This is a genomic window from Draconibacterium sediminis, assembly GCF_000949475.1.
Classification (GTDB): Bacteria; Bacteroidota; Bacteroidia; order Bacteroidales; family Prolixibacteraceae; genus Draconibacterium; species Draconibacterium sediminis.
On the sequence record NZ_JRHC01000001.1, the window covers coordinates 845,588 to 868,618 of the forward strand.

The 23,031-nt window shown below is 41.6% G+C and carries 22 protein-coding genes; 16 read left to right on the forward strand and 6 right to left on the reverse strand.

The window, feature by feature from the left end; genetic code table 11:
- The 4 genes from coxB to LH29_RS03505 all read left to right on the forward strand — a co-directional run bounded on the left by coxB (position 1) and on the right by LH29_RS03505 (position 3,956).
- Entirely contained in the window at positions 1-951 is a 951-nt protein-coding gene (gene coxB, locus LH29_RS03490) for a cytochrome c oxidase subunit II (protein WP_045026120.1), read from the forward strand.
- Between the two features lie 301 nt (positions 952-1,252).
- On the forward strand, positions 1,253-2,113 hold the full coding sequence (locus LH29_RS03495; protein ID WP_052670580.1) for a protoheme IX farnesyltransferase: 861 nt from the start codon (positions 1,253-1,255) through the stop codon (positions 2,111-2,113).
- Positions 2,114-2,178: 65 nt separating this feature from the next.
- Positions 2,179-3,432 carry a DEAD/DEAH box helicase gene (locus tag LH29_RS03500; RefSeq protein WP_045026121.1) on the forward strand — a complete coding sequence of 418 codons (1,254 nt, stop codon included), beginning with the start codon at positions 2,179-2,181 and terminating at the stop codon, positions 3,430-3,432.
- Entirely contained in the window at positions 3,429-3,956 is a 528-nt protein-coding gene (locus LH29_RS03505; protein WP_157493550.1) for a hypothetical protein, read from the forward strand. Before LH29_RS03500 ends, LH29_RS03505 begins: the two co-directional genes overlap by 4 nt.
- A 686-nt stretch (positions 3,957-4,642) precedes the next feature.
- Here the strand turns inward: LH29_RS03505 and LH29_RS03510 are convergent.
- The 3 genes from LH29_RS03510 to LH29_RS03520 all read right to left on the reverse strand — a co-directional run bounded on the left by LH29_RS03510 (position 4,643) and on the right by LH29_RS03520 (position 8,469).
- Positions 4,643-5,878 carry a spondin domain-containing protein gene (locus tag LH29_RS03510; RefSeq protein ID WP_045026123.1) on the reverse strand — a complete coding sequence of 412 codons (1,236 nt, stop codon included), beginning with the start codon at positions 5,876-5,878 and terminating at the stop codon, positions 4,643-4,645.
- 389 nt (positions 5,879-6,267) lie between these two features.
- Positions 6,268-7,737 (reverse strand): sensor histidine kinase, encoded by a 1,470-nt coding sequence (locus LH29_RS03515; RefSeq protein WP_045026124.1) that lies wholly within the window; start codon positions 7,735-7,737, stop codon positions 6,268-6,270.
- Between the two features lie 12 nt (positions 7,738-7,749).
- Positions 7,750-8,469 (reverse strand): response regulator transcription factor, encoded by a 720-nt coding sequence (locus tag LH29_RS03520; protein ID WP_198152338.1) that lies wholly within the window; start codon positions 8,467-8,469, stop codon positions 7,750-7,752.
- 319 nt (positions 8,470-8,788) lie between these two features.
- Here LH29_RS03520 and LH29_RS03525 point away from each other — a divergent pair, with 319 nt between their 5' ends.
- The 7 genes from LH29_RS03525 to nadD all read left to right on the forward strand — a co-directional run bounded on the left by LH29_RS03525 (position 8,789) and on the right by nadD (position 15,389).
- On the forward strand, positions 8,789-9,757 hold the full coding sequence (locus tag LH29_RS03525; RefSeq protein WP_045026125.1) for a transglutaminase domain-containing protein: 969 nt from the start codon (positions 8,789-8,791) through the stop codon (positions 9,755-9,757).
- A 173-nt stretch (positions 9,758-9,930) separates the two neighbouring features.
- Entirely contained in the window at positions 9,931-10,719 is a 789-nt protein-coding gene (locus LH29_RS03530; RefSeq protein WP_157493551.1) for a hypothetical protein, read from the forward strand.
- A 411-nt stretch (positions 10,720-11,130) separates the two neighbouring features.
- Entirely contained in the window at positions 11,131-11,511 is a 381-nt protein-coding gene (locus LH29_RS03535) for a hypothetical protein (RefSeq protein WP_045026127.1), read from the forward strand.
- Between the two features lie 296 nt (positions 11,512-11,807).
- A complete protein-coding gene (gene mnmA / locus LH29_RS03540; RefSeq protein WP_045026128.1) occupies positions 11,808-12,986 on the forward strand; it encodes a tRNA 2-thiouridine(34) synthase MnmA in 1,179 nt (392 codons plus the stop codon).
- Positions 12,987-13,195: 209 nt separating this feature from the next.
- A complete protein-coding gene (locus LH29_RS03545; protein WP_045026129.1) occupies positions 13,196-14,071 on the forward strand; it encodes a YicC/YloC family endoribonuclease in 876 nt (291 codons plus the stop codon).
- Between the two features lie 47 nt (positions 14,072-14,118).
- Positions 14,119-14,685 (forward strand): guanylate kinase, encoded by a 567-nt coding sequence (gene gmk, locus LH29_RS03550; RefSeq protein WP_045026130.1) that lies wholly within the window; start codon positions 14,119-14,121, stop codon positions 14,683-14,685.
- An 80-nt stretch (positions 14,686-14,765) separates the two neighbouring features.
- Positions 14,766-15,389 carry a nicotinate (nicotinamide) nucleotide adenylyltransferase gene (gene nadD, locus LH29_RS03555; RefSeq protein ID WP_045026131.1) on the forward strand — a complete coding sequence of 208 codons (624 nt, stop codon included), beginning with the start codon at positions 14,766-14,768 and terminating at the stop codon, positions 15,387-15,389.
- On the opposite strand, the gene LH29_RS03560 is transcribed toward nadD, so the two are convergent.
- On the reverse strand, positions 15,390-16,163 hold the full coding sequence (locus tag LH29_RS03560; protein ID WP_045026132.1) for a LuxR C-terminal-related transcriptional regulator: 774 nt from the start codon (positions 16,161-16,163) through the stop codon (positions 15,390-15,392). It abuts the gene before it with no gap.
- A 188-nt stretch (positions 16,164-16,351) separates the two neighbouring features.
- Entirely contained in the window at positions 16,352-17,218 is an 867-nt protein-coding gene (locus LH29_RS03565; protein ID WP_045028624.1) for a ChaN family lipoprotein, read from the reverse strand.
- 72 nt (positions 17,219-17,290) lie between these two features.
- Between LH29_RS03565 and LH29_RS03570 the strand changes: the two genes are divergently transcribed.
- Together LH29_RS03570 and LH29_RS03575 are read left to right on the forward strand one after the other, a co-directional pair.
- On the forward strand, positions 17,291-18,220 hold the full coding sequence (locus tag LH29_RS03570) for an alpha/beta hydrolase family esterase (protein WP_052670581.1): 930 nt from the start codon (positions 17,291-17,293) through the stop codon (positions 18,218-18,220).
- 115 nt (positions 18,221-18,335) lie between these two features.
- Positions 18,336-18,944 carry a class I SAM-dependent methyltransferase gene (locus LH29_RS03575; RefSeq protein ID WP_045026133.1) on the forward strand — a complete coding sequence of 203 codons (609 nt, stop codon included), beginning with the start codon at positions 18,336-18,338 and terminating at the stop codon, positions 18,942-18,944.
- A 332-nt stretch (positions 18,945-19,276) separates the two neighbouring features.
- Here the strand turns inward: LH29_RS03575 and LH29_RS03580 are convergent, their stop codons facing one another.
- Positions 19,277-20,053, reverse strand: coding sequence for a glycerophosphodiester phosphodiesterase (locus LH29_RS03580; RefSeq protein ID WP_045026134.1), 777 nt, complete (start codon positions 20,051-20,053; stop codon positions 19,277-19,279).
- A 206-nt stretch (positions 20,054-20,259) separates the two neighbouring features.
- On the opposite strand from LH29_RS03580, the gene LH29_RS03585 reads away from it, so the two are divergent.
- Genes LH29_RS03585 through LH29_RS03595 form a run of 3 tightly spaced genes read left to right on the forward strand, consistent with a single transcriptional unit; the run spans position 20,260 to position 22,568 of the window.
- Complete coding sequence (locus LH29_RS03585) at positions 20,260-21,195, forward strand: lysophospholipid acyltransferase family protein (RefSeq protein ID WP_045026135.1); 936 nt, start codon at positions 20,260-20,262, stop codon at positions 21,193-21,195.
- A gap of 9 nt (positions 21,196-21,204) precedes the next feature.
- Positions 21,205-22,149: a lysophospholipid acyltransferase family protein gene (locus tag LH29_RS03590; protein ID WP_045026136.1), complete on the forward strand. Its 945-nt coding sequence runs from the start codon at positions 21,205-21,207 to the stop codon at positions 22,147-22,149.
- 35 nt (positions 22,150-22,184) lie between these two features.
- A complete protein-coding gene (locus tag LH29_RS03595) occupies positions 22,185-22,568 on the forward strand; it encodes a hypothetical protein (protein WP_045026137.1) in 384 nt (127 codons plus the stop codon).
- The last annotated feature ends 463 nt before the right edge of the window (positions 22,569-23,031 follow it).

Here is a 23,031-nt window from a genome sequence, read left to right on the forward strand (position 1 = left end):
ATGTATAGCTCAGAAATAACCAAAGCCTCAAATTTTGTTCAGGGTGTCGACACTGCATTTCTTGTCATAATGGGCATATCGTTTTTGTTCCTTATCGGGCTAACGGTAGTAATGCTTGTCTTCATTTTTAAGTACAATAAGAAAAAGAATCCAAAAGCAACCCAGATTGAAGGAAGTACAAAACTCGAAATCATTTGGACCGTTATTCCTTTTCTTATTACCATGCTGATGTTTTACTACGGCTGGGCAGGGTGGAAGCCCATGCAGCGTGCGCCAAAAGACGCGATGGAAATTACGGCTTACGGACGAATGTGGAACTTTAGTTTTGAATATGAAAACGGTCGACGTACCGATACACTTTTTCTGCCAAAAGACCAGCCGGTAAAATTAAACCTGGTGGCCATGGATGTGCTGCATAGTCTTTACATTCCGGCGTTTCGTGTAAAGCAGGATATGGTACCCGGAAAGAAGGATAACTTTATGTGGTTTGAGCCGCAAAAAGTGGGTACGTACGAGTTGTATTGTGCCGAGTATTGCGGATTGCAACACTCCTACATGTACACTTATGTGGAGGTGATGGAAGATTCGGCATTCCAAACGTGGATAGCCGATACAACAAATGTTGCAGCCACGGCAGCCGCGATAGATTCGCCGGCGGCAACGGGTAAACGAATTATGCAGAATATTGGCTGTTTTGCCTGCCACACGCTGGATGGAACCAAACTGGTTGGCCCAAGTTTTAAAGGTATTTGGGGCGCCGAACATACAGTCCAAACCGGGCGCGAAACACGTCAGGTTACGGTGGACGAAGATTACATTCGGAAATCGATTTACGAACCTAATGCCGATGTTGTGGACGGATACAATAAAGGATTAATGGTAACGTACGAAGGACAGCTTTCGGACGACGATATTGATAATATTATTGAGTACCTGAAAACATTGAAGTAGATTTTATAAGGCAAAAGGCAAAAGTAGAAAGGCAAAAAGAAAAAAGTAGGCAGTAGGCAAAGAGTCATCCTGAGCGTACTTGTCCCGATCAGAGCATCGGGAGTCGAAGGATGGACTGGGAAGAATAGTAAAAAAGTGATTGAGTGAATGAGGAGGGAAAAAGAAGATTGCAGAATGAAGATTAACGATTTAAGATTTCAGGATTAGTAGGCAGTAGACAAAAGCATTAGGCAAAATACTAATGTGTCCGATGTGCCTAATGTGGTTCGAAAATCTTTGAGTTTATGTGGTTCAAATAATAATGAAACAGCAGCTAAGAATAATATACGAATTGGGCAAAGTGCGAATTTCGCTACCCATTGCTTTATCGGCACTAACCGGTTATGTGCTTTTTACGCACAATGTTGATGCACAGGGCTGGTGGTTGTTGCTGGGCGTATTTTTTATGGCTTGCAGTTCGAGTGTTCTCAACCACTGGCAGGAACGCGATATTGATGCACAAATGCCACGCACAAAAGACCGGCCGTTACCAAGCGGAAAAATCAGCCCCCAAAATGCATTGTTGGTAGCCATTGCTTTTGCGCTTGTTGGTTCAATCGTTCTTATTCTTAGTAATCCGCCAATGGCGTTGGTTTTAAGCTGGCTTACACTTTTCTTTTACAACGGCGTTTACACACCACTAAAAAAAGTATCGGCTTTTGCCGTAATTCCCGGATCGATGGTTGGCGCAATTCCTCCTATGATCGGTTGGGCCGGAGCAGGTGGAAGTCTTTCCTCTGAAATAATATTATTGGTAGCAGCCTTCTTTTTTATCGGGCAAATTCCACATTTCTGGTTGCTGCTGCTGATGTTTGGCGAGCAATATAAACTGGCAAAAATGCCCAGCCTGAACCAGCTTTTTTCCGAAGTACAAATAAAACGGGTAACCTACACCTGGATTCTCACAACAATAGCATCCGCATTCCTGGTTATCTTTTTTGTTATTGGCAACAAACTCATCATGTTCTTGCTAATGTTTTATATCTTTTACCTGCTGTCGTCGCTCACCATGGCAGTATTTGTTCAGGACGAGTTTAAAGTACGCCCCTCATTCTACAAACTCAACTTCCTCTACCTTTTTATGATGATCTTTTTAATTGTTGACAGTTTGGTTCATACATAAGGTGGTGTAATCCTACTGTGCCGTTTATTTTAACTACATTTGTAAGCACATATTAAAAGTATTGAATGACGTTTGAAGAACTTGGCATTAATTACGATTTATTAGATGCCATAGAATACATGGGATTTAAAAATGCTACTCCGATTCAGGAGCAGGCAATTCCCATTATATTGGAAGGTAGCGACCTTATTGCCTGTGCCCAAACCGGAACAGGAAAAACCGCAGCTTTTTTGCTCCCTATTCTTGATTTAATTGCCGATTTGCCCGGCGGAGAAACCTCAACACTGATTATTGTACCAACGCGCGAGCTGGCCATGCAAATCGATCAGCAGGTGCAGGGAATTGGCTATACCATGGGCATCCATTCTATAGCCTTGTACGGCGGTGGCGATGGAGACGAATGGGGCCAACAAAAACGAGCATTGACCAAAGGAGCCGACATTATTATTGCTACTCCCGGAAAATTGATCTCGCACCTGAACCTTGGGTACGTAAAATTTGATAAGATCGAATTTCTGATTCTCGATGAGGCCGACCGGATGCTGGATATTGGTTTTTACGAAGACATTACGAAGATTATTTCATACCTGCCAAAAGAGCGCCAAACGCTGATGTTCAGTGCAACCATGGCACCGAAGATCAGGAAGCTGGCTTCGGAGATCCTGAATAATCCAAAGGAGATAAACATTGCCATGTCGAAACCGGCAGAAGGCGTGTTACAGGCCGCGTACCTTATTTACGATAAACAAAAGGGCGATTTGGTGGCGCACCTCATTTCGGAGAACCCGGATTACAGCAGTGTTATCATTTTCTGCTCAACCAAGCGTGTAACCAACGAATTGGCAAAAAGGCTAAAAAAGAAAGGTTTTGATGCCGAAGCTATTTCCTCGGATCTTGAACAGCGTGAGCGCGAAAATGTACTGAACGGATTCCGATCCAGACGGATTCGAATTTTGGTGGCTACCGATGTAATGAGCCGTGGTATTGATATTAAAGATATTAACCTGGTGATCAACTACGATGTGCCGGGCGATGCCGAAGATTACGTGCACCGCGTTGGACGAACTGCGCGTGCCGATTCAACAGGTGTGGCACTTACCTTGGTGAACGAAGACGATATGTACAAGTTCCATCGTATTGAGGAGCTGATCGAGCGCGAAGTATTTAAAATTCCGCTACCCGAGCAGTTTGGCGAAGGCCCGGCATGGCGAACTCCTTCGAAAGGGAAAAAGCACGGGCACGGGAAATTTCATAAATACAAAAAAGGCAACAGCCAGCACAAACACCGTCAGTCGTACCAGAAAAAAAAGAAACAATGAATTGGAAAGGATTGGCCACTTTCATTTTAGTTGTAGTCTCATTTAGCTTGTTTGCACAGGAAAATCCTTTAAGCCGTTTTGAAGATATAATTGGAAAGTGGGAAGGTACCGGCGAGGGTTTTGGAAATGCCAAATCAAAAATTACAGCCGATTATTCGTGGCTGATGAACAAACAATACATCGAAGTAAAACACCATTCGGAGTTTGAACCAACAGCACAAAATGCAGATGGTGAAGTGCACGACGACAAAGGAATTATAAGTTTCGACCGTGCCCGAGAAATGGTACTATTTCGTCAGTATCACAACGAAGGTTATTTTACTGAATATGCTTTGAATGATTCCATCTCAACACCAAAACATCTTGTTTTTGAAACCGAACGGATTGAAAACTTTGTTCCGGGAGGCCGGGCGCGTTTTACCATAAATATTATTGCCGATAACGAAATTGAAACCGTTTTCGATGTTGGTTTCCCGGAAAGGGAAATGGCTTGTTTTGGCACCAACCGAATGAAAAAACAATAAAAGTTTTGAACACTGATAAGACTGATTTAGCTGATTCTCGCTGGAAGACGAGTTTAAACACAAAGACGCAAAGACACAAAGCTGTTTTCAACCACATTAGACACATAGAACACATTACTTTTGCCGACTGTTTTTTGCTTACTGCCTACTCATTCTGAAATCAAAAATCGTTAATCATCATTTGAAATTCTTTTCGCTGTTGGTTTCCAGGAAAGGGAAATGGCTTGTTTTGGCACCAACCGAATGAAAAAACAATAAAAGTTTTGAACACTGATAAGACTGATTTAGCTGATTCTCGCTGAAAAGAAGAGTTAAATCACAAAGATCCTAAAGCACAATTTTTTTTGAACCACATAGATCACATAAGACACATTAGAATTTTGGCGACTGTTTTTAGCCTATTGCCTATTCATTCTGAAATCAAAATTCATAATTCTTTTTGATGTAGGTTTTTCCATGACGCCAGATGTATTGTTTCAGCAGGAACCATTTAAAAAGGCAATAAAAAAATCCACCGGCTTTCACCGGCGGATTCTTTGCTCTCATTTTCCCTCGCACCTATACCGATGAGCAATTGAATTAAGCCTTAACATCGTTTCACTCTTTAACGCTTTTCAATTGTCTATCGGCATAAACCATTGTAATTCTAAAGTTTCGCTTAAAGCTCACTTTAAAAACAATTGGTACTACTTACTTTTTCTGATTGTTACCTTAATAATTTTATCTACGTCAGGATACATAAAGCCATCGTCGAGCAAACGAACTACGCCGCCTTCATCTTCATCCATCGATTTTGTTCCCGGGTATTCGTTCACTTCGGTACCGGCATCCCACAGCATAATTTCGTCAGTTATATCCTGGGCGTCGTTTCCAAAGTTCAACTTAATACCACTGTCGCCAAAGGCAAAGAAAATATCGTTGGAGTTGCCCAACATACTGGCAATACTCAGGTATTGGTTCGGCTGGGCATCAATGCTAAAGGTGTATGTATCGCCTGGGAAAAGCGGACCTGCACTGTTTTTTCCGTCAGGAACAGCGTAAGCACCTGCGTGATATCCCATTCCAATCAGGCTGGCTGCCAGATCTCCCGGATTTCCGGTTTCTGCCAATAACTCCAAACCTTCGCCACGATCGGCTGTGTTGTTGGTGAAGATGGGCATTTCGTCTTTTGCGTGTACCGCCCAAAGAACGGGTGCCACAGGCGAAACATAACCGCTGTGCATTTCCAGGTATTCACCCAGCGGACCTGCATTTCCGGTTTCTGCCAAAGCTTCCAGTCCCATTCCGTAATCCAGTTCACCATTCATAAAAATCGGGTGCTGATCCATTGAATGAACCACCCAGGCAGTAGGTGAAAGTGGTGTCGCCGATCCGGGAAGCACATTGATCGTTAGTGTAAACATGCTTTCTCCGTTGTATTCAAGAAGCACCTGAATATTTTCTTCTGTGGTTGAAACCATGCCGACGGGATTACTTTCCACCTCATCGGTAGTCGATCCGTCAACCTCTGTTCCGGCATCCCATAAATAGATCATACTTGTAATGTCGCCCTCCAGTGCCGTTCCTCCGGGAAATAGTTCAATTCCATCGTCGCCCGGAGCATAAAACCAGTCGTTTGATGCGCCGTACATCGAGGCAAATGATAATTTGTGACTTGGTCCGGCATGAAAATGAACCGTAATGGTTTCGCCGGGATGTGCAGGAGGAGCTGCATCGCCGCCGGTTACGCCAAATTCGGCTCCTGCTTCAAAATAGTGGTAGGGTACAGAAACGTTTTCAACCGTTATCGTGTACATTTTTGCAGGAACCACATCGGGTAACATACCGCTTTTTGTTTCCGGTTCCATCATTTCGTCTTTCTCGCAACTTGTAAAAAGGAATACAGCCAAAGCTGCGACCATTGTAAATTTTAATGCTTTCATTTTTTTTTAGATTTTAATGTTAACTCACATCAAAATTCCGAAGAAAGTATCACAGCAAAGTCACAAGAAGCTCAAGCTTTTATAAACTTTTTAATGGTGTGGTAAAACTTTAAGATTACTGTACTTCGTTGCCAATGATAAATACAGGTTAAATAAAAGTTAGAAAGATTGCTTCGGTCACAAGCTCCCTCGCAATGACGATTAGTCGTAAAAATACCGGCAGCGGACATCAACGAAAGTGGTTCCGGCAGGATTTTCTCCTGTCCGCTGCCCTACACTCTTCCAGTTAGTATGTCATTGCAAACGAAGTGAAGCAATCTCTTTGTATGTATTTATTTTAGTCGGACAGCGGTGAAAAGATTTATTTCTTATCTGGATCAATCTGTGTTTTATGCCGAAAACGCCTTAGGCAGATCGAAAATAAATTTAGCTCCTTTTCCGTACTGGCTTTGCACCCGGATGTTTGAATGGTGCAGATCGATGATCTTTTTAACAATGGCCAGCCCGAGGCCGGTGCTGTTCTCGTCGTTACGTCCTTTAAAGTAACGCTGAAAAACGTTCGGCAGATCTTCTTGTTTAATCCCCGGTCCGGAATCAACAACGCGGACTTCCACTCTTTCAGGTTCTTTGGTGTCAATTTCAATGAGGATACTGTCGCCCTCGCGGCAGAATTTCATGGCATTATCGATGAGGTTTTGCAACACCCGGTTGATCAGCGAAATATCGGCCTCCACCACCGGAACATTTTTGGCAATTACCGTGTCGATATTAATACCTTTCTTTTGCGAGAGGATACGGTATTTATTCACGATGTCGTACACCAGCTCCGAAATGGAAAATGGCTCGGTGTGCAATTCAATCTGGTTGGTTTCCAGTTTCGATAATTGGAACAATTCCTCCACCAGTCGCTGCAAACGACCACAACTTTTAAAAATGATTTGATGGTACTTATTCCGTTCTTCATCCGAAATATTATCCTGTTTTAGTATCAGCGTTTCGGCATATCCCTGAATGGAAGCCACCGGCGTACGCAAATCGTGCGATACATTGCTGATCAACTCTCTCCGAAGGTTATCAACGCCTTCCAGTTCGCGGATGTTTTGTTCAATGGTGTCGGCCATTTGGTTAAAAACCAAAGCAATCCTGTCGAGTTCTCCTTCGCTTTTCACGTCGATACGCGATGCCAGGTTCCCGGTTTTAAATTCCTGAATTCCGTCGATGATCGGGTTTAGTTTTTTGGTAATACCCCAAATGGCGAGCAAACCCACCAGCGCCGAAATGATGAGGATAATAATAACCGAGCGGATGGACAATCCCAGAATATAACTGCCGATTACGGTTTGCGCCGCCGAAACATATTTCTGGCTGGCCAACACGATATAGATGTATCCTTTCAGTTCTCCGTCTTCGGTAATGGTGGCTGCCGAGAATGTTTTAAATTCGCCCGGATTGCGCGGATCGTCGCCGTAAATAATGCTGTGATCCGGGTCGGCAATAAATTCCCTGATCGGTTCCAGGTTTACGCTTTCTAGTTTTACCACTTTTTCAGGCGCTACGTAATTCAGGATCTTTCCGTCGGGATCGAGCAAATACACTTCAACGATGGGATTGATTACCATCATCGAGTGCATCAGGTCGGCAATAGCTTCGTCGCTGGCAATTTCGTCTTTCATTAGCGGTTGAATACTTTCAACGGTACTGGTAGCCAGTTCGCGGTTTAAGCGCTGGTTCACCTCTACCGAATATTTGGCCGACGATTGTACCGAAATGTACAGCGCGATGGCCGTAAACATAAAAAGCACCAGCAAAAATATGGCTGACACCTGCAGGTATAATCGGTTAAATATTTTAGTCTTCATCTTTTTTTGCTTTTAATTTTCTCTGAATTTGTATCCAACTCCCCAGGTGGTAAGTATATATTGTGGTTCGTTCATATTGGTTTCAATTTTCGAGCGCAGGCGGTTAATATGCGAGTTTACAGTATGCTCAAATCCTTCGAACTCGTAGCCCCAAATCTGGTTGAGCAGCTGCATGCGGGTGTAGGTTCTGCCTGGGTGCGATGCAAGGTGAATCAGCAGGTCGAATTCTTTTGGCGAAAGCTCAATCCGGGTTCCGTTTAATTCAACAATACGCATCCCTACATTGATGTACAGATCATCAAAACGAATTTCTTTTTCTTCCGTTTCACTACTCGTCTGTGCCGAATCGTAACGCCGGAGTACCGCTTTTATACGTGCCAGCAATTCGCGAATACCAAAAGGTTTCGAGATATAATCGTCGGCACCCATTTCAAGCCCGAGCACCTTGTCGATCTCTTCCGATTTCGATGTGAGCATTAAAATGGGGGTGTTTACCTTTTCCATTCGCAGGCGTTTACAAATCTCAAAACCGTCGAGCAGCGGAAGCCGGAGATCGAGCAAAATAAAGCGATACTGGTTGTTCAGCGCTTTCATTAATCCGTCTTTCCCGTCGAAAGCTTTGTCAACTTCCAGGTCCATATCGCTTAGATGAATGGCAACCAATTCGGAAATATCCTTGTCGTCTTCGATGATCAATGCCTTTTCCATGATAATGTTTTCTTTGTTGAACATCCGAAAGGTAGTTTGGGTTTATCACAGAAGTATCACAAAAGGGTAATTGTTGTGTCTCAGGGTGTTCTTTTTCAGGAAAATACGGTTTATTTCTGAACAGAGTGATGGGTTTAAGCGAGGTTGATAAGATAATTGCCCTGCACCTCCCGGCTTTTTATTATAATTATTATATTAATGCACTAAAGATTATAACCATTGATACACGCATTAAAACAGCAAGCAACAAATTTGGATAGAATAACCCTGAGGTTGACAATAATTTCGGTGTTAGGGGTTATGGTTGCTTTTGGTTGATGGGGAAGCAGTTAGCATTCGTATAATGAAAATCAGCATTCTGACTATATTATTGATTTTAATTTCCGGTTTTGTTTTAAAAGGACAAATCAGAGATGAAATAATATTGGCAGTGAATGAATATCCTGAATCATTATCAAACTGCGTTGACTTAGCAGAAAAAATTAGTCGTGATTTTGATTCTCCACAAGACCGAGCTTGTGCAATATATTTATGGATTGCGAATAATATTGGATACGACACAAAAGCATTTAAATCAAAAAAGAAACCTAAGGCCTATAGCTATCGGACACACAAACAAAAAATAAAGCGGGAGGAAAAATATAATAACAAAACAGTACAGAAGGTTTTTCATAAAAGAAAGGCAATTTGTGATGGGTATTCCAGATTGTTTAAAAAGCTCTGTGATTTGAATAACATTGAATGTGTTATGATTAGTGGAGCAGCTAAAACAAGATATTACGAGATAGGAAATTCTGGCGGAGAGAAGCACACCTGGAATGCTGTTAAAATAAATGATAAGTGGCAGCTTGTTGATGTAACCTGGGGTGCCGGATATGTTGATTTGGACGCCGGCACTTTTATTCATTCATTAAATACAACCTACCTGTTTACTGAGCCAGAACTATTTTTCTTAAATCATTATCCTTTCAATAATGACTGGTTATTTATTCAAAGAACAAAGCAAGATTTTGCAAACTTACCATTGTACTATTCAGCTTTTTTTAACTCAGAAATCAAAATATACTCTCCTGAGAATGGCGTTATACAAAAAGACAATAATGGTAAGATACAAATTGATTTAGACTGCAATACTGATAATCATTCTTTTTCTTATTGTTTTAAGGATCAACAATATTCAACAAGAATAGAGGCAGAGAAGAACGACCACATCATGACATTAAATATTCCTCTTGATGGAAGAAAGTCTGGGTATTTGACAATATTCTATAATCATAAAGCAATTGTAGTGTATAAGCTAAATATAAATTAAATATGTGTGGCAACACGTGGAATAAAGCATGGTTTGGATCGTACGCCCCAAAGCTTCAGGGCGGCAAGTCGAATCTCGTCCCAACCTCAGTTTCGGTCGGACTGTTCAGACTCTCGTCTGACCGCCACGACCTCATACCACCATCGTTCGCCAACATACTGATCAGTACTAAAATGAGAATTATTACCATCACAATATTAGCTGTACTTCTTTCAAGTTTGAACCTCAACGGACAAACCCGAAGTATTTACGGAAGAGTAATTTCTGAATATTTAGAACCACTTCCAGGAGTATATATTGAAAACTCTGACAATGTGCTCCTTGGGGAAACAGATATGCATGGTCAATTTAGAATTAGCATTCCACAAGAAACTGATAGTTTGCTGTTTCGCTTCGTAGGTATGGAGTGGACTGACATTAGACTGAAGAAAGATTGTGACACTGTTGAAGTTGTAATGATATACGATGGAACTTACAATTTTATGTCGTTTAAAAAAATAGATAGAATACGTAAGAAAAGATTTGATGAATTACTCAACATACATTCCGATGCTTTAGATAAAGGACTTTTTACAACTAAGACAATTTGTTATGAAAGAGAATTTGAACCTGATAAACCGAAACTGGATGCGGTAAGAAAAAAACTAAAAGAATTAAGTAAAACCAATAAAAGTGATTTTAAGGATTTAAGTATCGGTGATAGTGTGAAAATCCCATTTGGAATAGATTCATCAAAAAAAAGAGTAAGAACTACATATGCAACATGCAGGAATTGTACAGAAGAAGATTATGACTATTTAATTGAAGGGGAGATTATTAATAAACGGAGAAAAAAGTTAACTCTCGAAATTAAGATTACAGAAATGCAGCCTTATGGCTCGTTGGAATTTAGAGGAAAGATCTTAATTGTGGGCAGTGATTTTAAATATGAGATGAAATATTTTGAAGTGATAATTGATTGATAAAGGAATACGGTTGCTATATATATTGCATAGGACAGGCTGGGGTTTTAGCGGTCTAACAAGTCAGACCTTTCGCCCTCATTCCTGCGGGGCTGACACTTCCGATTGCATCGGGGGCGCGTGGCAACTTGAAGATGAGCGTTAGCAGCAAACATAAAATCGCATTTAATGAAAGTTACTTTACTATTAATCGGAATACTGTTTTATCTAAATTGTAATGCATGTAGATGCCCAAAAGAAGAACGGGACAGTACTGTTCATAGAGCGATTCTCAATTCAGACATAATATTTACCGGAGAATTAATCTCGTGCGAATAAAATGACCCATTTGTTTTAGCTTATCAGTTTAAAATCAATGAACTTTTTAAGGGTGACTACCAGCGAGATACAATTAATGGGTGTATAACAGGAATGTGCTCCGAAATTCCAAGAGAACCTGGACTTTGGATTGTTTACGCATCACAAATAAATGATTCAACAATTGAAATAAACAATTGTAGTCCGACAATTTCTCTGACAAAAACAAATATTTTAATTCCACCAACTTCAATATTTCCTGAGTTTAAAGACCAAACTTCAGATTCACTAAAAGTGAAGATTTATAAACTTGAAAGAAAAACTGATGGGTTAAATTATTGGTTGTCTGACTTAGAAAAACTTCGAAAATATAAGGGAGAACACAATATAATAATGGAAACAAGAAATGAAAACAGACAAATTTATTTGATAGCATTTCTTGTTTTGGTGAATATAGTTTTACTGTCAAAAGTATTAAAAAAAAGAAGAAAATAATTTAAACCGCTAACAAGTTGTAATAGGCAGGCGGGAGTAAGAGCAGTCTGGCAAGTCCGAACTCGTACCCGATCTCCTGCGTATCTGCCGGTCCCGATTGCGTCGGGAGCGCCCGGCAACTTGCAAGTGAACGATTCCCAATTCATTAATCGTCATTCATCATCTTTTTTTACTTCCTCATTCACTCAATAACTCATTTACTAATTCGCACAATTACTATTTTATCCTAAATCACTAAACCTTCCTTTGTCCTTTCCACTTTTTCCTTGTATTTTTGCCGCCCTAAAAATGTATAAATGAGCAGGGTAGTAGTAGGACTTTCCGGAGGTGTTGATTCGAGTGTGGCGGCCTGGCTGTTGAAAGAGCAGGGGCACGAGGTAATCGGTTTGTTTATGATTAACTACCGCGAACGCGAAGGTGTGCTTACCAGTTCGTGTACGTGGGAAGAAGATTCGCTGATTGCCAAAATGGTGGCCAAAAAGCTCAATATCCCATTTCATATTGTCGATTTGAGCGAGGATTACAAAAAACGCGTGGTGGATTATATGTTTGCCGAATACCAGGCCGGGCGCACGCCAAATCCCGATGTGCTGTGTAACCGCGAGATTAAATTCGACACTTTTATGGAAGAAGCCCTGAAGTTTGATGCCGATTTTGTGGCAACAGGGCATTACTGCCGCAAGTCGGAAGTAGAAGTGGATGGAGAAACCATTCATCAGCTTTTGGCCGGTAAAGATCCGAATAAAGACCAGAGTTATTTCCTGTGTCAGTTGAACCAGAAACAGCTGTCGAAAGCCATGTTTCCGGTGGGTGAGTTGTTAAAACCTAAGGTGCGCGATATTGCACGCCGGCAAAACCTGCCAACTGCCGAGCGTAAAGATTCGCAGGGTATTTGTTTTGTTGGGAAAGTTGATCTGCCTACCTTTTTGCAGCAGCAACTGGAACCGAAAGTGGGTAATGTTATTGAGATTCCGGCCAAATTCATGGAAAAGAAAAAGAATATTGAGGTTTCGGAAGAAAACTATAAAAAGCTGTGTTTTCAGTTTCCGTATAAACCGTGGAATGGTGAAGTGATCGGCGAACATCAGGGCGCACATTTTTATACCGTCGGTCAGCGTAAAGGGTTAAATATTGGTGGCCGCAAAGAGCCGCTTTTTGTTCTTGGCACCGATGTAAAACGCAACATAATATATGTGGGCGAAGGTTTTGAGCATCCCGGTTTGTACCGCAAAGGACTGTTTGTAGCCACTGAAAATATGCACTGGATACGTCCTGATCTGAAAATGCAGGTTGGCGAAAAACGCGATTTTGATATCCGTATTCGTTACCGTCAGCCGCTGGAAAAAGGAACGATACATATAAAAGAAGACGGTGCCTGGTTCCTGTTCGAAAACGAACAACGGGGAATCACCTCCGGGCAATTTGCTGCCTGGTATCTCGATGATGAACTGATCGGTTCCGGAGCGATTTTATAAGATGGAGGGACTGAGGGATTGAAGGACTGAAGGGAAGGAATGGTTAAATGCGATAATGCTTTAATGATGATCCGGCATCCAGCATCTAGAATCCAATATCGAGCATCCGGCATCCAGGATCGAGTATCGAGCATCCAGTTTTCAACATCAGGAATCCGTTCGGCTGTTTTTACAGACTTTATACTAAATTTGAATAAAATTATTTTCACATGATAAAATCAATGACCGGCTTTGGTAAAGCCGAATTCGAGGTAAACAACAAAAAGATTACCATTGAAATTAAATCGCTAAACAGTAAACAAATCGATATTAACACCCGTACTCCCGCCTTGTATCGCGAAAAAGATATTATAATTCGTAAAGCGATTGCCGAAAAACTGGTACGCGGTAAAGTTGATTTTAACATCTATGTTGAAAACCTGGGCGACGAAACCAATTCGAAAATTAACGAGCCCATTCTGAAAGGTTATTACAATCAACTGAACGAGATCAGCAAAGAACTGGGATTGGCTGTTGACCAAAGTACTTTGCAGGCAGCTATGCGTTTGCCCGATGTGGTAAAAACCGAATACGAAACACTCGACGAAGCAGAATGGGAAACCATTTATGCCAATATTCTTGCCGCACTTGGCGATATTAACGATTTCCGCGAGAACGAAGGAAAAGCATTGGAGGCTGATATTATTGGCAATGTGGAGAACATCAGTACTTTGTTAAAACAGGTTGAACCGTTCGAGAAGCAGCGGATTGAAGCGTTGAAGGTTCGTTTAACGGATAACCTGGAAGCCCTGAAGATGAATGGCAATGTAGATGAAAACCGTTTTGAGCAGGAACTGATCTTTTACCTTGAAAAACTGGACATTAACGAGGAGAAAGTTCGTTTGGCCAACCATTGCGAGTATTTCTTCGAAACCGCAAAACAAAACGGCGCGTCGGGTAAAAAACTTGGTTTTATATCGCAGGAGATCGGTCGCGAGATTAACACCATCGGATCAAAAGCCAACGAAACCAATATTCAGCGTATCGTTGTACAAATGAAAGACCATCTGGAGCGCGTTAAAGAACAATTGTTAAACGTACTTTAGTGAGTAAAATCTCGTAGCTAGCAGCTCGAGGCTCGTAGCTTAAAATCATGAAAGGAAAATTGATCATCTTCTCAGCTCCATCAGGGGCAGGAAAAACTACCATCGTAAAACATTTGTTAAAGCAAGGTTTCGATCTTGAATTTTCGATATCGGCCACCAGCCGTGAACCACGCCACACCGAAATGCACGGTAAAGATTACTACTTTTTATCGGGAGAAGAGTTTTTGGCAAAAGTGGAAAACGATGAGTTTCTGGAGTGGGAAGAAGTTTACAAAGGAACCAGTTACGGAACGCTGAAAAGTGAAGTGGAACGTATTCGCGAACAAGGCAAAAACGTGATCTTTGATGTGGATGTTGTTGGCGGCCTGAATATTAAAAAATATTACGGCGATGAGGCTCTGGCTGTTTTTGTTCAGCCTCCTTCGGTGGAAGAGTTGCGTAACCGCCTGGTTGGCCGCTCAACCGACAGCGAAGAAAAAATTGCCATGCGCGTAGCCAAAGCCGAGCACGAATTAAGCTTTGCCCCACAGTTTGATGTGGTAATTGTAAACGACAAGCTGGAAGACGCTTTTGTGGAGGCTGAAAAAATTATCACGGAATTTCTGAGGAAGTAAAAAAATCCAATAATGAATGTTCAATGTAGAATTTCTAAATTTGGATATTGAATATTCAGTATTGGGAGTTTTAAAATGATATGAATAACCTGGTTAACGACATACTCGCACCCAAAACCAATCTGAAGTTAAAGATCGGGTTATATTTTGGTAGCTACAATCCCATACATATCGGGCATTTGGCCATTGCCAACTATATGGTGGAATACACCGACATCGACCAGCTTTGGTTTGTGGTGTCGCCGCATAATCCGCTAAAAAAGAAAAATAATCTGCTTGACGATTACCAGCGTTTGGAGCTTGTGCACCGTGCTGTTGAAGGCGATGACCGCTTTCGGGCTTCAAATATCGAATTCAGCCTGCCAAAACCCAGTTATACGGTCGACACATTGGCTTATTTAAAAGAACAGCACCCGAACTATCATTTTAAAATATTGATGGGCTCGGACAATCTCGAAAACTTTCATAAGTGGAAAAATTACGAAACCATACTCAGGGATTACGGAATAATAGTTTATCCACGCCCCGGTTTCGATCCGGATAAGGTGCTGGTGGAGAAAAATATAACGATGGCCAAAGATGCTCCGTTAATGGAAATCTCTTCATCGTTTATTCGTAAGGCCATAAAAGAGGGAAAAGATGTGCGTCATTTTCTTCCGCAGAAAAGCTGGGAGTACCTCGAGGAAATGAATTTTTACCGATAGCTAAATTACTCCTTCGCGAACGCAACGTGCAATCAATTCGGTGGTGTTGTTGCAATCCGTTTTTTTCAGAATATTTTTTTTGTGGGTATTAATGGTGTGTGGCGAAATATTTAAAACTTCGGCTATTTCGGCGAATGTTTTTCCTTTGGCAACATTAGAGAGAATTTCTTTCTCCCGGGCAGTAAAAAGTGTATGATAGTTGAGTTCCTCCGGATGAAAATCATCGTCGGTAGATAAGGAGTAGTAGGATGGAAGACCATCGCCGATAAACGAAATTTTATGATCCACAGCCATATTCAGGTAAGTAACATCGGTATGAATTCCTAACACTTGTTGGACTTTGCCATCTTCCGAAACAGTAAGTGTTTTCGATTGTTGCAGAATAGTTTTATAATTTCCGTTGGCGTGTCGTAGCCGCAACAAATACACCACTTTATATTTTAAAATATCTTCGGTTGCCAGGTGGTTTAGAATAAAATCAACCGCTTTGGCCTCTTTTCGATGCATTTGTTTCAGGTCTTCAGGATGCACTAACTCAAACAGTGTGTCAAGACTCCATTCTTTGGTGCTTAACCCTAAAACGTCTTCAATGCGCGAATCGACATACTCCATTTCGAGCGTATCGAAGTTCATGATGTAGTAATAGAAACTTCCGGCAGAAAATAAATTGGCCACTTGTTCAATGATGTTTAGGTATAACTCCGATTTCACCGGGCGCCCAACTTTGTTAGGTTCCCAGGCTTTTTTTATTTTGTTTATACTCTTTTCATCCATAACCGAAACATGATGTCCCAAATTTCCAACCTACAATGTACGTAAAAATACCCAATATTAGGTATTTACTTTTTGGCTTTCCTGCTATAACTTGCAGGAGCTTTAAAAAAAAGCAAAAAACAAGAATTAAGACGTTCTCCGGTCACACGAAATTATAAAAGCAGGATTCCAGGCTCCTGCTTTTTTTTTTATCGTGTTCGGGTCATATCCTCATCCACACAAATTGTAAAATCTGCAGCACCCGTATTTTTTTCTGTTAATTCCGAAATATCATCCTGAGTAACCGAATGTATCGTAACAATGTTCAGCTCCGGTTTTTCGTGTTTGAGGTACCAGTAAATACTTTCAAAATTTTGCGAGTGATAGGCGCCATGGTAATGCAAAAGTACTTTTCCCGGCTCCCAGTTCTGCAGTATGAAGTGTGCCATGGTGGCATCTTTTATGGCTTGTGCTTTCGGGAAATTGGCCGTAACATGGCTACCCATTCCTTCCATTTTCATCATACTGGCATAACAATTCAACGTTGAATCGTAAGCAGGCGGCAGCGGTGGTAAAAAAGCTTTTGCTTCGTCCGAAAGTTCTTCCAATCCTTCAAAACCTTTTGTATTAACCAGCGATGCATAACGACGCGGAACGTTGGTGGCCACAAAATAAAGGCCACTGTCTTTGGCAAATTCCACCAGCGGTTTGTAATCGGTTTTAAAATTGGGCCACAAACGTATTTCGTCTTCAAAATTCCGGTTCGATATTTTTCCCGAAAGGTATTCATCCATAATCACCTGGTTATCGCTTTCAAACATTTCGGCACCCAGAACCAGGTTTTTACCCTGTTGTTGATACAGGTCTTTTGTGAGTTCCAGCTGCAGCCAGTGCGAAATAGGATTGTCGTGCAACTCGCCAAACAATACAATGTCGGCGTCTTCCATTTGCTTCAGCATTTTTTCGTATTTCACCGGCTTGCCATCTTTATTAAAAAGCACGTAGGCCGGTTTGTCGGATTTAAACGAGGAGAATAAAAACAAAGCGAGAGTACTTAGAATCAGAAAGTTCTTCATTTTTTTAATTTTAAACATTGATAACAACAAAAAAAACTTCATAGAGTTTATGAAGTAAAGCAATTGCCTGAAATGTACAAAATCCTGCTTTCAATAACGCTTGTTTTTCTTACTGAACTCACTTTTTCGCAACGATGGACGGAAACGATGCATGTTGAAGTTGACGGGCTGGAGCGAAACTACGAGTTGTTTGTACCCGAAAATTATTCGGAGGGAAACGATTATCCGGTAGTGTTTGTTTTACACGGCGGAGGCGGAAAAGCCGGCCGCATGCCACGATTTACAAAGTATCGTTTTAATGAGCTGGCTGAGCGCGATGGTTTTATTGCCGTTTATCCGAATGGCTATAAAAAAGGGTGGAACGATGGCGACCGCGACACGCTGGCTGTTGCACGCAGATTGAATATCGATGATGTGGGCTTTTTTGATGTTTTGATCGACGATCTCGATGCAAAACTTTCAATTGATAGAGATCGTGTTTTTGCCTGTGGAATTTCTAATGGTGGATTTATGGTGCAGCGATTGGCGCTTGAACGCTCCGAAGTTTTTAAAGCTATTGCTATTGTGGCGGCAAATATGAGTGAAGATCAGCAGCAAATTGTCCCTGAAAATCCTGTTTCGGTGTTATTTATTTGCGGCACTGCTGATCCGTTGGTTCCATACAACGGCGGGCCGGTAACCGTTTTAAAACAAAAAAGGGGAGAGGTGGTGAGCGTTGATAAAAGCTTAAACTTCTGGAAACAACAAAATGGATGTTTCGAATTAGCCGAAGAGAGCGAACTGCCCGATACAAATACGTCAGACGATTGTAAGGTTCACAAAACGGTTTGGAAAAATCCGGATGATCCGAACATCCGTGTGGTTAATCTCCGGGTTGAAAACGGTGGACATACCTGGCCGGGAGCCCGACAATATTTGCCTGAAACGTTAATTGGCAATGTAAATCAGGATATCGATGGCTGCGATGTGATATGGGAGTTTTTTAAATCAGTGAGTCTTTGATTTTAATGAGTCAAAATCAGCTAGCCGAACTGATCCCAAGCAAAGTCGAGGGATCTTATGACGTTTTATGGATAGCATGGAATGGGTACTTCTTAATAAAAATAAATTAGCTTAAATGTTGGAAACCGGCTTTGTTTACAGTACAATAATCGATCCGCTGCTCGGAAATCTGCGCAAACGGCTTGCTCTTGAAATTAACAAAGGCGATACCGTAATTGACATCGCTTGCGGAACAGGTGCGCAGTTGTTTGAGCTTGCCGATAAAGCCAAATCGCTAACCGGCGTTGATCTTTCCGCATCGATGATAAGTTATGCTACCAACCACGCCCAAAAGAAAAAGATTAACAATGCTTCTTTTGTTGTTTGCGATGCCACTGACTTAAGTTTGTTTTATCAGCAAAAATTTGATGTGGCTATACTTTCCATGGCTTTGCACCAGTTTGAGCCGGGCTTATATAAAGTCATTCTTGGTGAGGTAAAAAAAGTTGCTGAAAAAATTGTAGTGTTGGACTATGCTGTTCCCTTGCCCAAAAATTATGTGGGTGTTGGCAGCAAAGTTGCCGAGTTTCTGGCAGGAGTTGAACACAGCCGTAATTTTAAAAGCTATACAAAAGCAGGTGGTTTAACTACTATTTTACCGGCCAACGGATTTGTGATCAAACGATCAAAATTTATCGGTAAAGGAGCCTTCCAATTGGTTGTTGCACAAAATTGTGCCGTGTAATTTGTACTCTGTTAGCTTTTTACCTGAATTAACACTTTTAACATTCCTAAAAACAGTTTAACAATAATTTACCTTAGTTAAATCGCCTTAACAGAATTATGCTCTATTTTTGAAATGTGGTTAAGAAATTTTTAAAGCTGTAGGAATACAGGAAAAGTATTCAGAAAACGTCAGAAACTATGGGTTGTCTTTTAACAAAAGGCAGCCCTTTTTTGTGATTTGAATGAAGAATGGTGATTAACGATTTGTGAAGGCAGAAGTAGTGCCGGCACAAAATCTACTCCTGGTTTCTAATGAAAACGAAGCAGTATCAAGCACAAGAGTCCACTTTTTTATTGATTCATTTGTTCTTTCAGCCATTTGGGGCGGTTGGTTGTAATTCCGGTTACGCCAATGTTGGTAAGGCGCTGTGCTTCTTCCGGGTCGTCGATGGTCCACGAAAGCACTTCCAGATCAAGATCTTTGGCCTGTGCCATAATTTCTTCGTCGATAACCGAATATTTTAAGTTAACTCCGGCAAGTCCTTCAGCCACGGCCTCTTCCATTTTTTTCTTCAGGCCCGGTTTAACAGAACTCAGCCAGTAGCATTTGTTATCGGGAAATTCTTTATGCGCTGCAACAATGGTTTTCCAGCCAAAGCTGATAAAAACAATCTGTTCTTTTTTATCGCTTTTTTCCACAACACGGCTAAGTGCAGGAATAATTTCATCGCCACCGGCTTTTATCTCAACCACCAGTGTTTTTCCATCAGGAACGGTTTCAATTATCTCCGACAGGAAAGGCAACTTCTCCCCTTTAAATTCTTCCCCTTTCCAAACGCCGGCGTCCAAATCGCGCAGCAGGATAGATGGTGTTTTGGCAATGGTAAGATTTGTTTTTCCGTAGCAGGTACGTTTGGTGTCATTGTCGTGAATAACGATTACGCGGTTGTCTTTCGTCAGGTGAATATCCACTTCAACAGCATCGGCTCCAAGTTCCCATGCCAGTTTTGCCGAAGCCACTGTGTTTTCAGGTGCCAGATACGAAGCTCCGCGGTGAGCAATAAATGTATTTTGAGCCATTATAGAAATTCCTGTTAAAAGCAAAATTAGTGTGAGTGTTGTTTTCATCTAATTAAAATTATTTGTTTTCTAAGGAATAAGATGGAACTCGCATTGTTTTAAGCATAATCCTGGAGGAAAAGAACTTACATGCTCGTTTCATATTTCCTGTTTTCATCAACCGAATATAGAGATATTTTTAGCGAATGTAAGCTTAAAAGTGTAGTTTTGAAAAGGCTTTTTAAGCTATTTTAACAGGGCTTGCAGTACACGCAATGAGCAAATCGAAAAAAGAAAATCAAAAATTATCAGGGCTTTTCGGGTATGGCGGGAAATGGGCCGTCGTGGTTATGTTAAAAGTCATTGCCTTGCTTCCCTTTGGCTGTTTGTATTTTCTGTCGGATGTGTTGTACCTGGTAATAAAAGACCTTGTAAAGTACCGCAACGAAGTGATTACAGATAATTTAATACACGCCTTTCCGGAGAAAAGTGCCGGTGAGATTTTACAGCTTCGGAATAAGTTTTACCGCTATTTCTGCGATGTGTCGTTAGAGAGTATTAAACTTTACCGATTGTCGGAAAAGGAACTGAAGAAACGTGTAAAATTCTCAGGTGCCGAGGAACTAAACGATTTAGCTGAAAAACGAAATGGTGCCCTGTTACTGGCATTTCATTACAATAACTGGGAATGGTCGGGGGCTTTGCAGCAAGAATTAAACTGTAAGTTGCTTATGGTGTACAACAAAATGCGCGACAACGAACCAATGGACAACTTTTTGAAGAAAGCGCGCGAACGTTGGGGAGGAGAAGCCGTTCAGATGGGGCGTGCTGCAAAAGTTAGCTTTCGTTATTTTGAGCAGCAACAGCCGGTGTTGGTTGGCCTAATTGCCGACCAGCGTGCACTGGCCAGCTCGCCAATGTGGGCGGTATTTATGAACCGTGAAGCTGCCTTTTTCAGCGGCCCGGTGAAAATTGCGCGAAAAACCAATCAGCCCATATTTTTTCAGCAGGCTAAACGCCTGGGGCGGGGGATGTACGAATACAGTTACTCGTTGCTGGTAGACAAACCTGCACAAACCGATGACCGGGAAATTTTGTTGCGCTACATCGAAAAAATGGAGGAAGTGATAAAATCGAATCCGGAGTATTATCTTTGGAGCCACAAACGATGGAAGCACAAACGCCCGGAGGGCACAGCTTTAATTCAATAGTTTTTTAGTATGGTTGACGAGAGCTTACGCAAAAAAGATAAACGCTATTACGAAGGTTTTTTTAAACGCCTGTTAAACGGTGGTGTAGTGCTGCTGTTAAAATTTATTTCGGTGCTGCCATTTTGGGTCATTTACGGCATTGCCGAATTTTTCTACCTGGTGGTTCGGTATGTTCTCGGCTACCGGAAAAAGGTGATTCTTGATAATCTTCGCCATTCCTTTCCGGAGAAAAGCGAGGAGGAGATTCATAAAATTATGCACCGCTATTACCGTCATTTTTGCGATTTTTCGCTCGAAACAATCAAGCTGCACAGCATGAGCGAAAAGCAGATGGATAAGCGCCTGAAAGTTACAGGTTTGGAAGAGGCACAACAATATGCCCGGGAAGGACGAAGTATTATGCTGCTCGGATTTCATTACAATAACTGGGAGTGGTGCAGCTCTATTCAAACCAAATCGGCGCATAAACTGCTGATGATTGTGAACCCGATTCGGGGAAATATGGCTTTTGAAAAATACATTGAACACTCGCGAAGTAAGTGGGGTGGCGAATCGGTGCCGGTGCACAAATCGGCACGCGCAGCAATCGAGTATGTGCGACGTGGCGAACCGGCCGTGTTGTGGTTGGCGGCCGATCAAACGCCAGCAGCCAATTCACCGTTCTGGACCGTGTTTTTAAACCGCGAAGCACCGTTTTTTACCGGCCCCGAAAAGATTGCCATTAAAACCAATCAGCCCATATTTTTCCTGCATCTGAAAAAGCTAAAGCGCGGCCATTACGAAGCTCATTTTACACAACTTATCAAAGACCCGTCGAAAGTAGAATCGAAAGATATTTTGCTGACCTACATTCGGAAAATGGAGGAAGTGATACGCGAAACACCCGAATATTATTTATGGTCGCACCGCCGGTGGAAACATACACGCCCCGAAGGAATTGAACTTACCGTGTAGCGTTGCGGTATATTTGAAATGAAAAAATCCTGCAAATGAAAGCGATACAATTATTCAGCATTGTTGTTTTTGTTTTTTGCGTGGCCTGTAATTCGGAGGTTAAAAATTACGAACCGGGCATGCAGGATAAGCCGGCCAGTGTTTTGGTTTTCGACAAAACAAAGTGGCAAACCAAAGAGGGGAGGAACTACCCTTTTCGCGATAAAATGGTTAACGATGTGGTTTACAACGACACTATCCGATCGCTTCAGCAATCGCAAATTATTGATTTGTTTGGCGAGCCCGACCGGAGCAACGACAACTACATTTATTATCTGATTAAACAGGAGCGGCTGCTTTTCTGGCCGCTGCACAGCAAATTTATGGTGGTAAAGTTTAAGGACGATTCAACGGTTGATTGGATCAGGATTCATCAGTAGAATCTAAAAAGAATCCAGCGGATTCTCATATTTATAGCAAATTCAAATTCACATGATAGGTACGACTCCGGCCGGAGTCGAATCTTTTTTCATTAGAAACATACTTTAAATATTTGATGCCTCCGGCATAACAAAAGACAACTACCCCTTGTTAAAAACGAGGCTTTTCCAAATGAAAATCCAACCCCGACGGGGTTGTAATTCTACAGGTATATTCTCATTATTATAATCAAACTCCGATGGAGTTTTCTTTCGGCTATTTAAAATCCGGTACGGTAGAGTTTAGTAAAAGAGAGTTGAAGGTTGTTGACGATAACCCGGTACGGGTTAGATACCACAGCTCCCCTTTCTTCGTAACGAGAGGCAGGAGAACCCGGAGAATTATCTAATTTCTTAAATGCCAAATCTAAAATTAAACAGGTGTTTGCTGAATATCAGGTAATATTGAAAATGGAAATTTGGT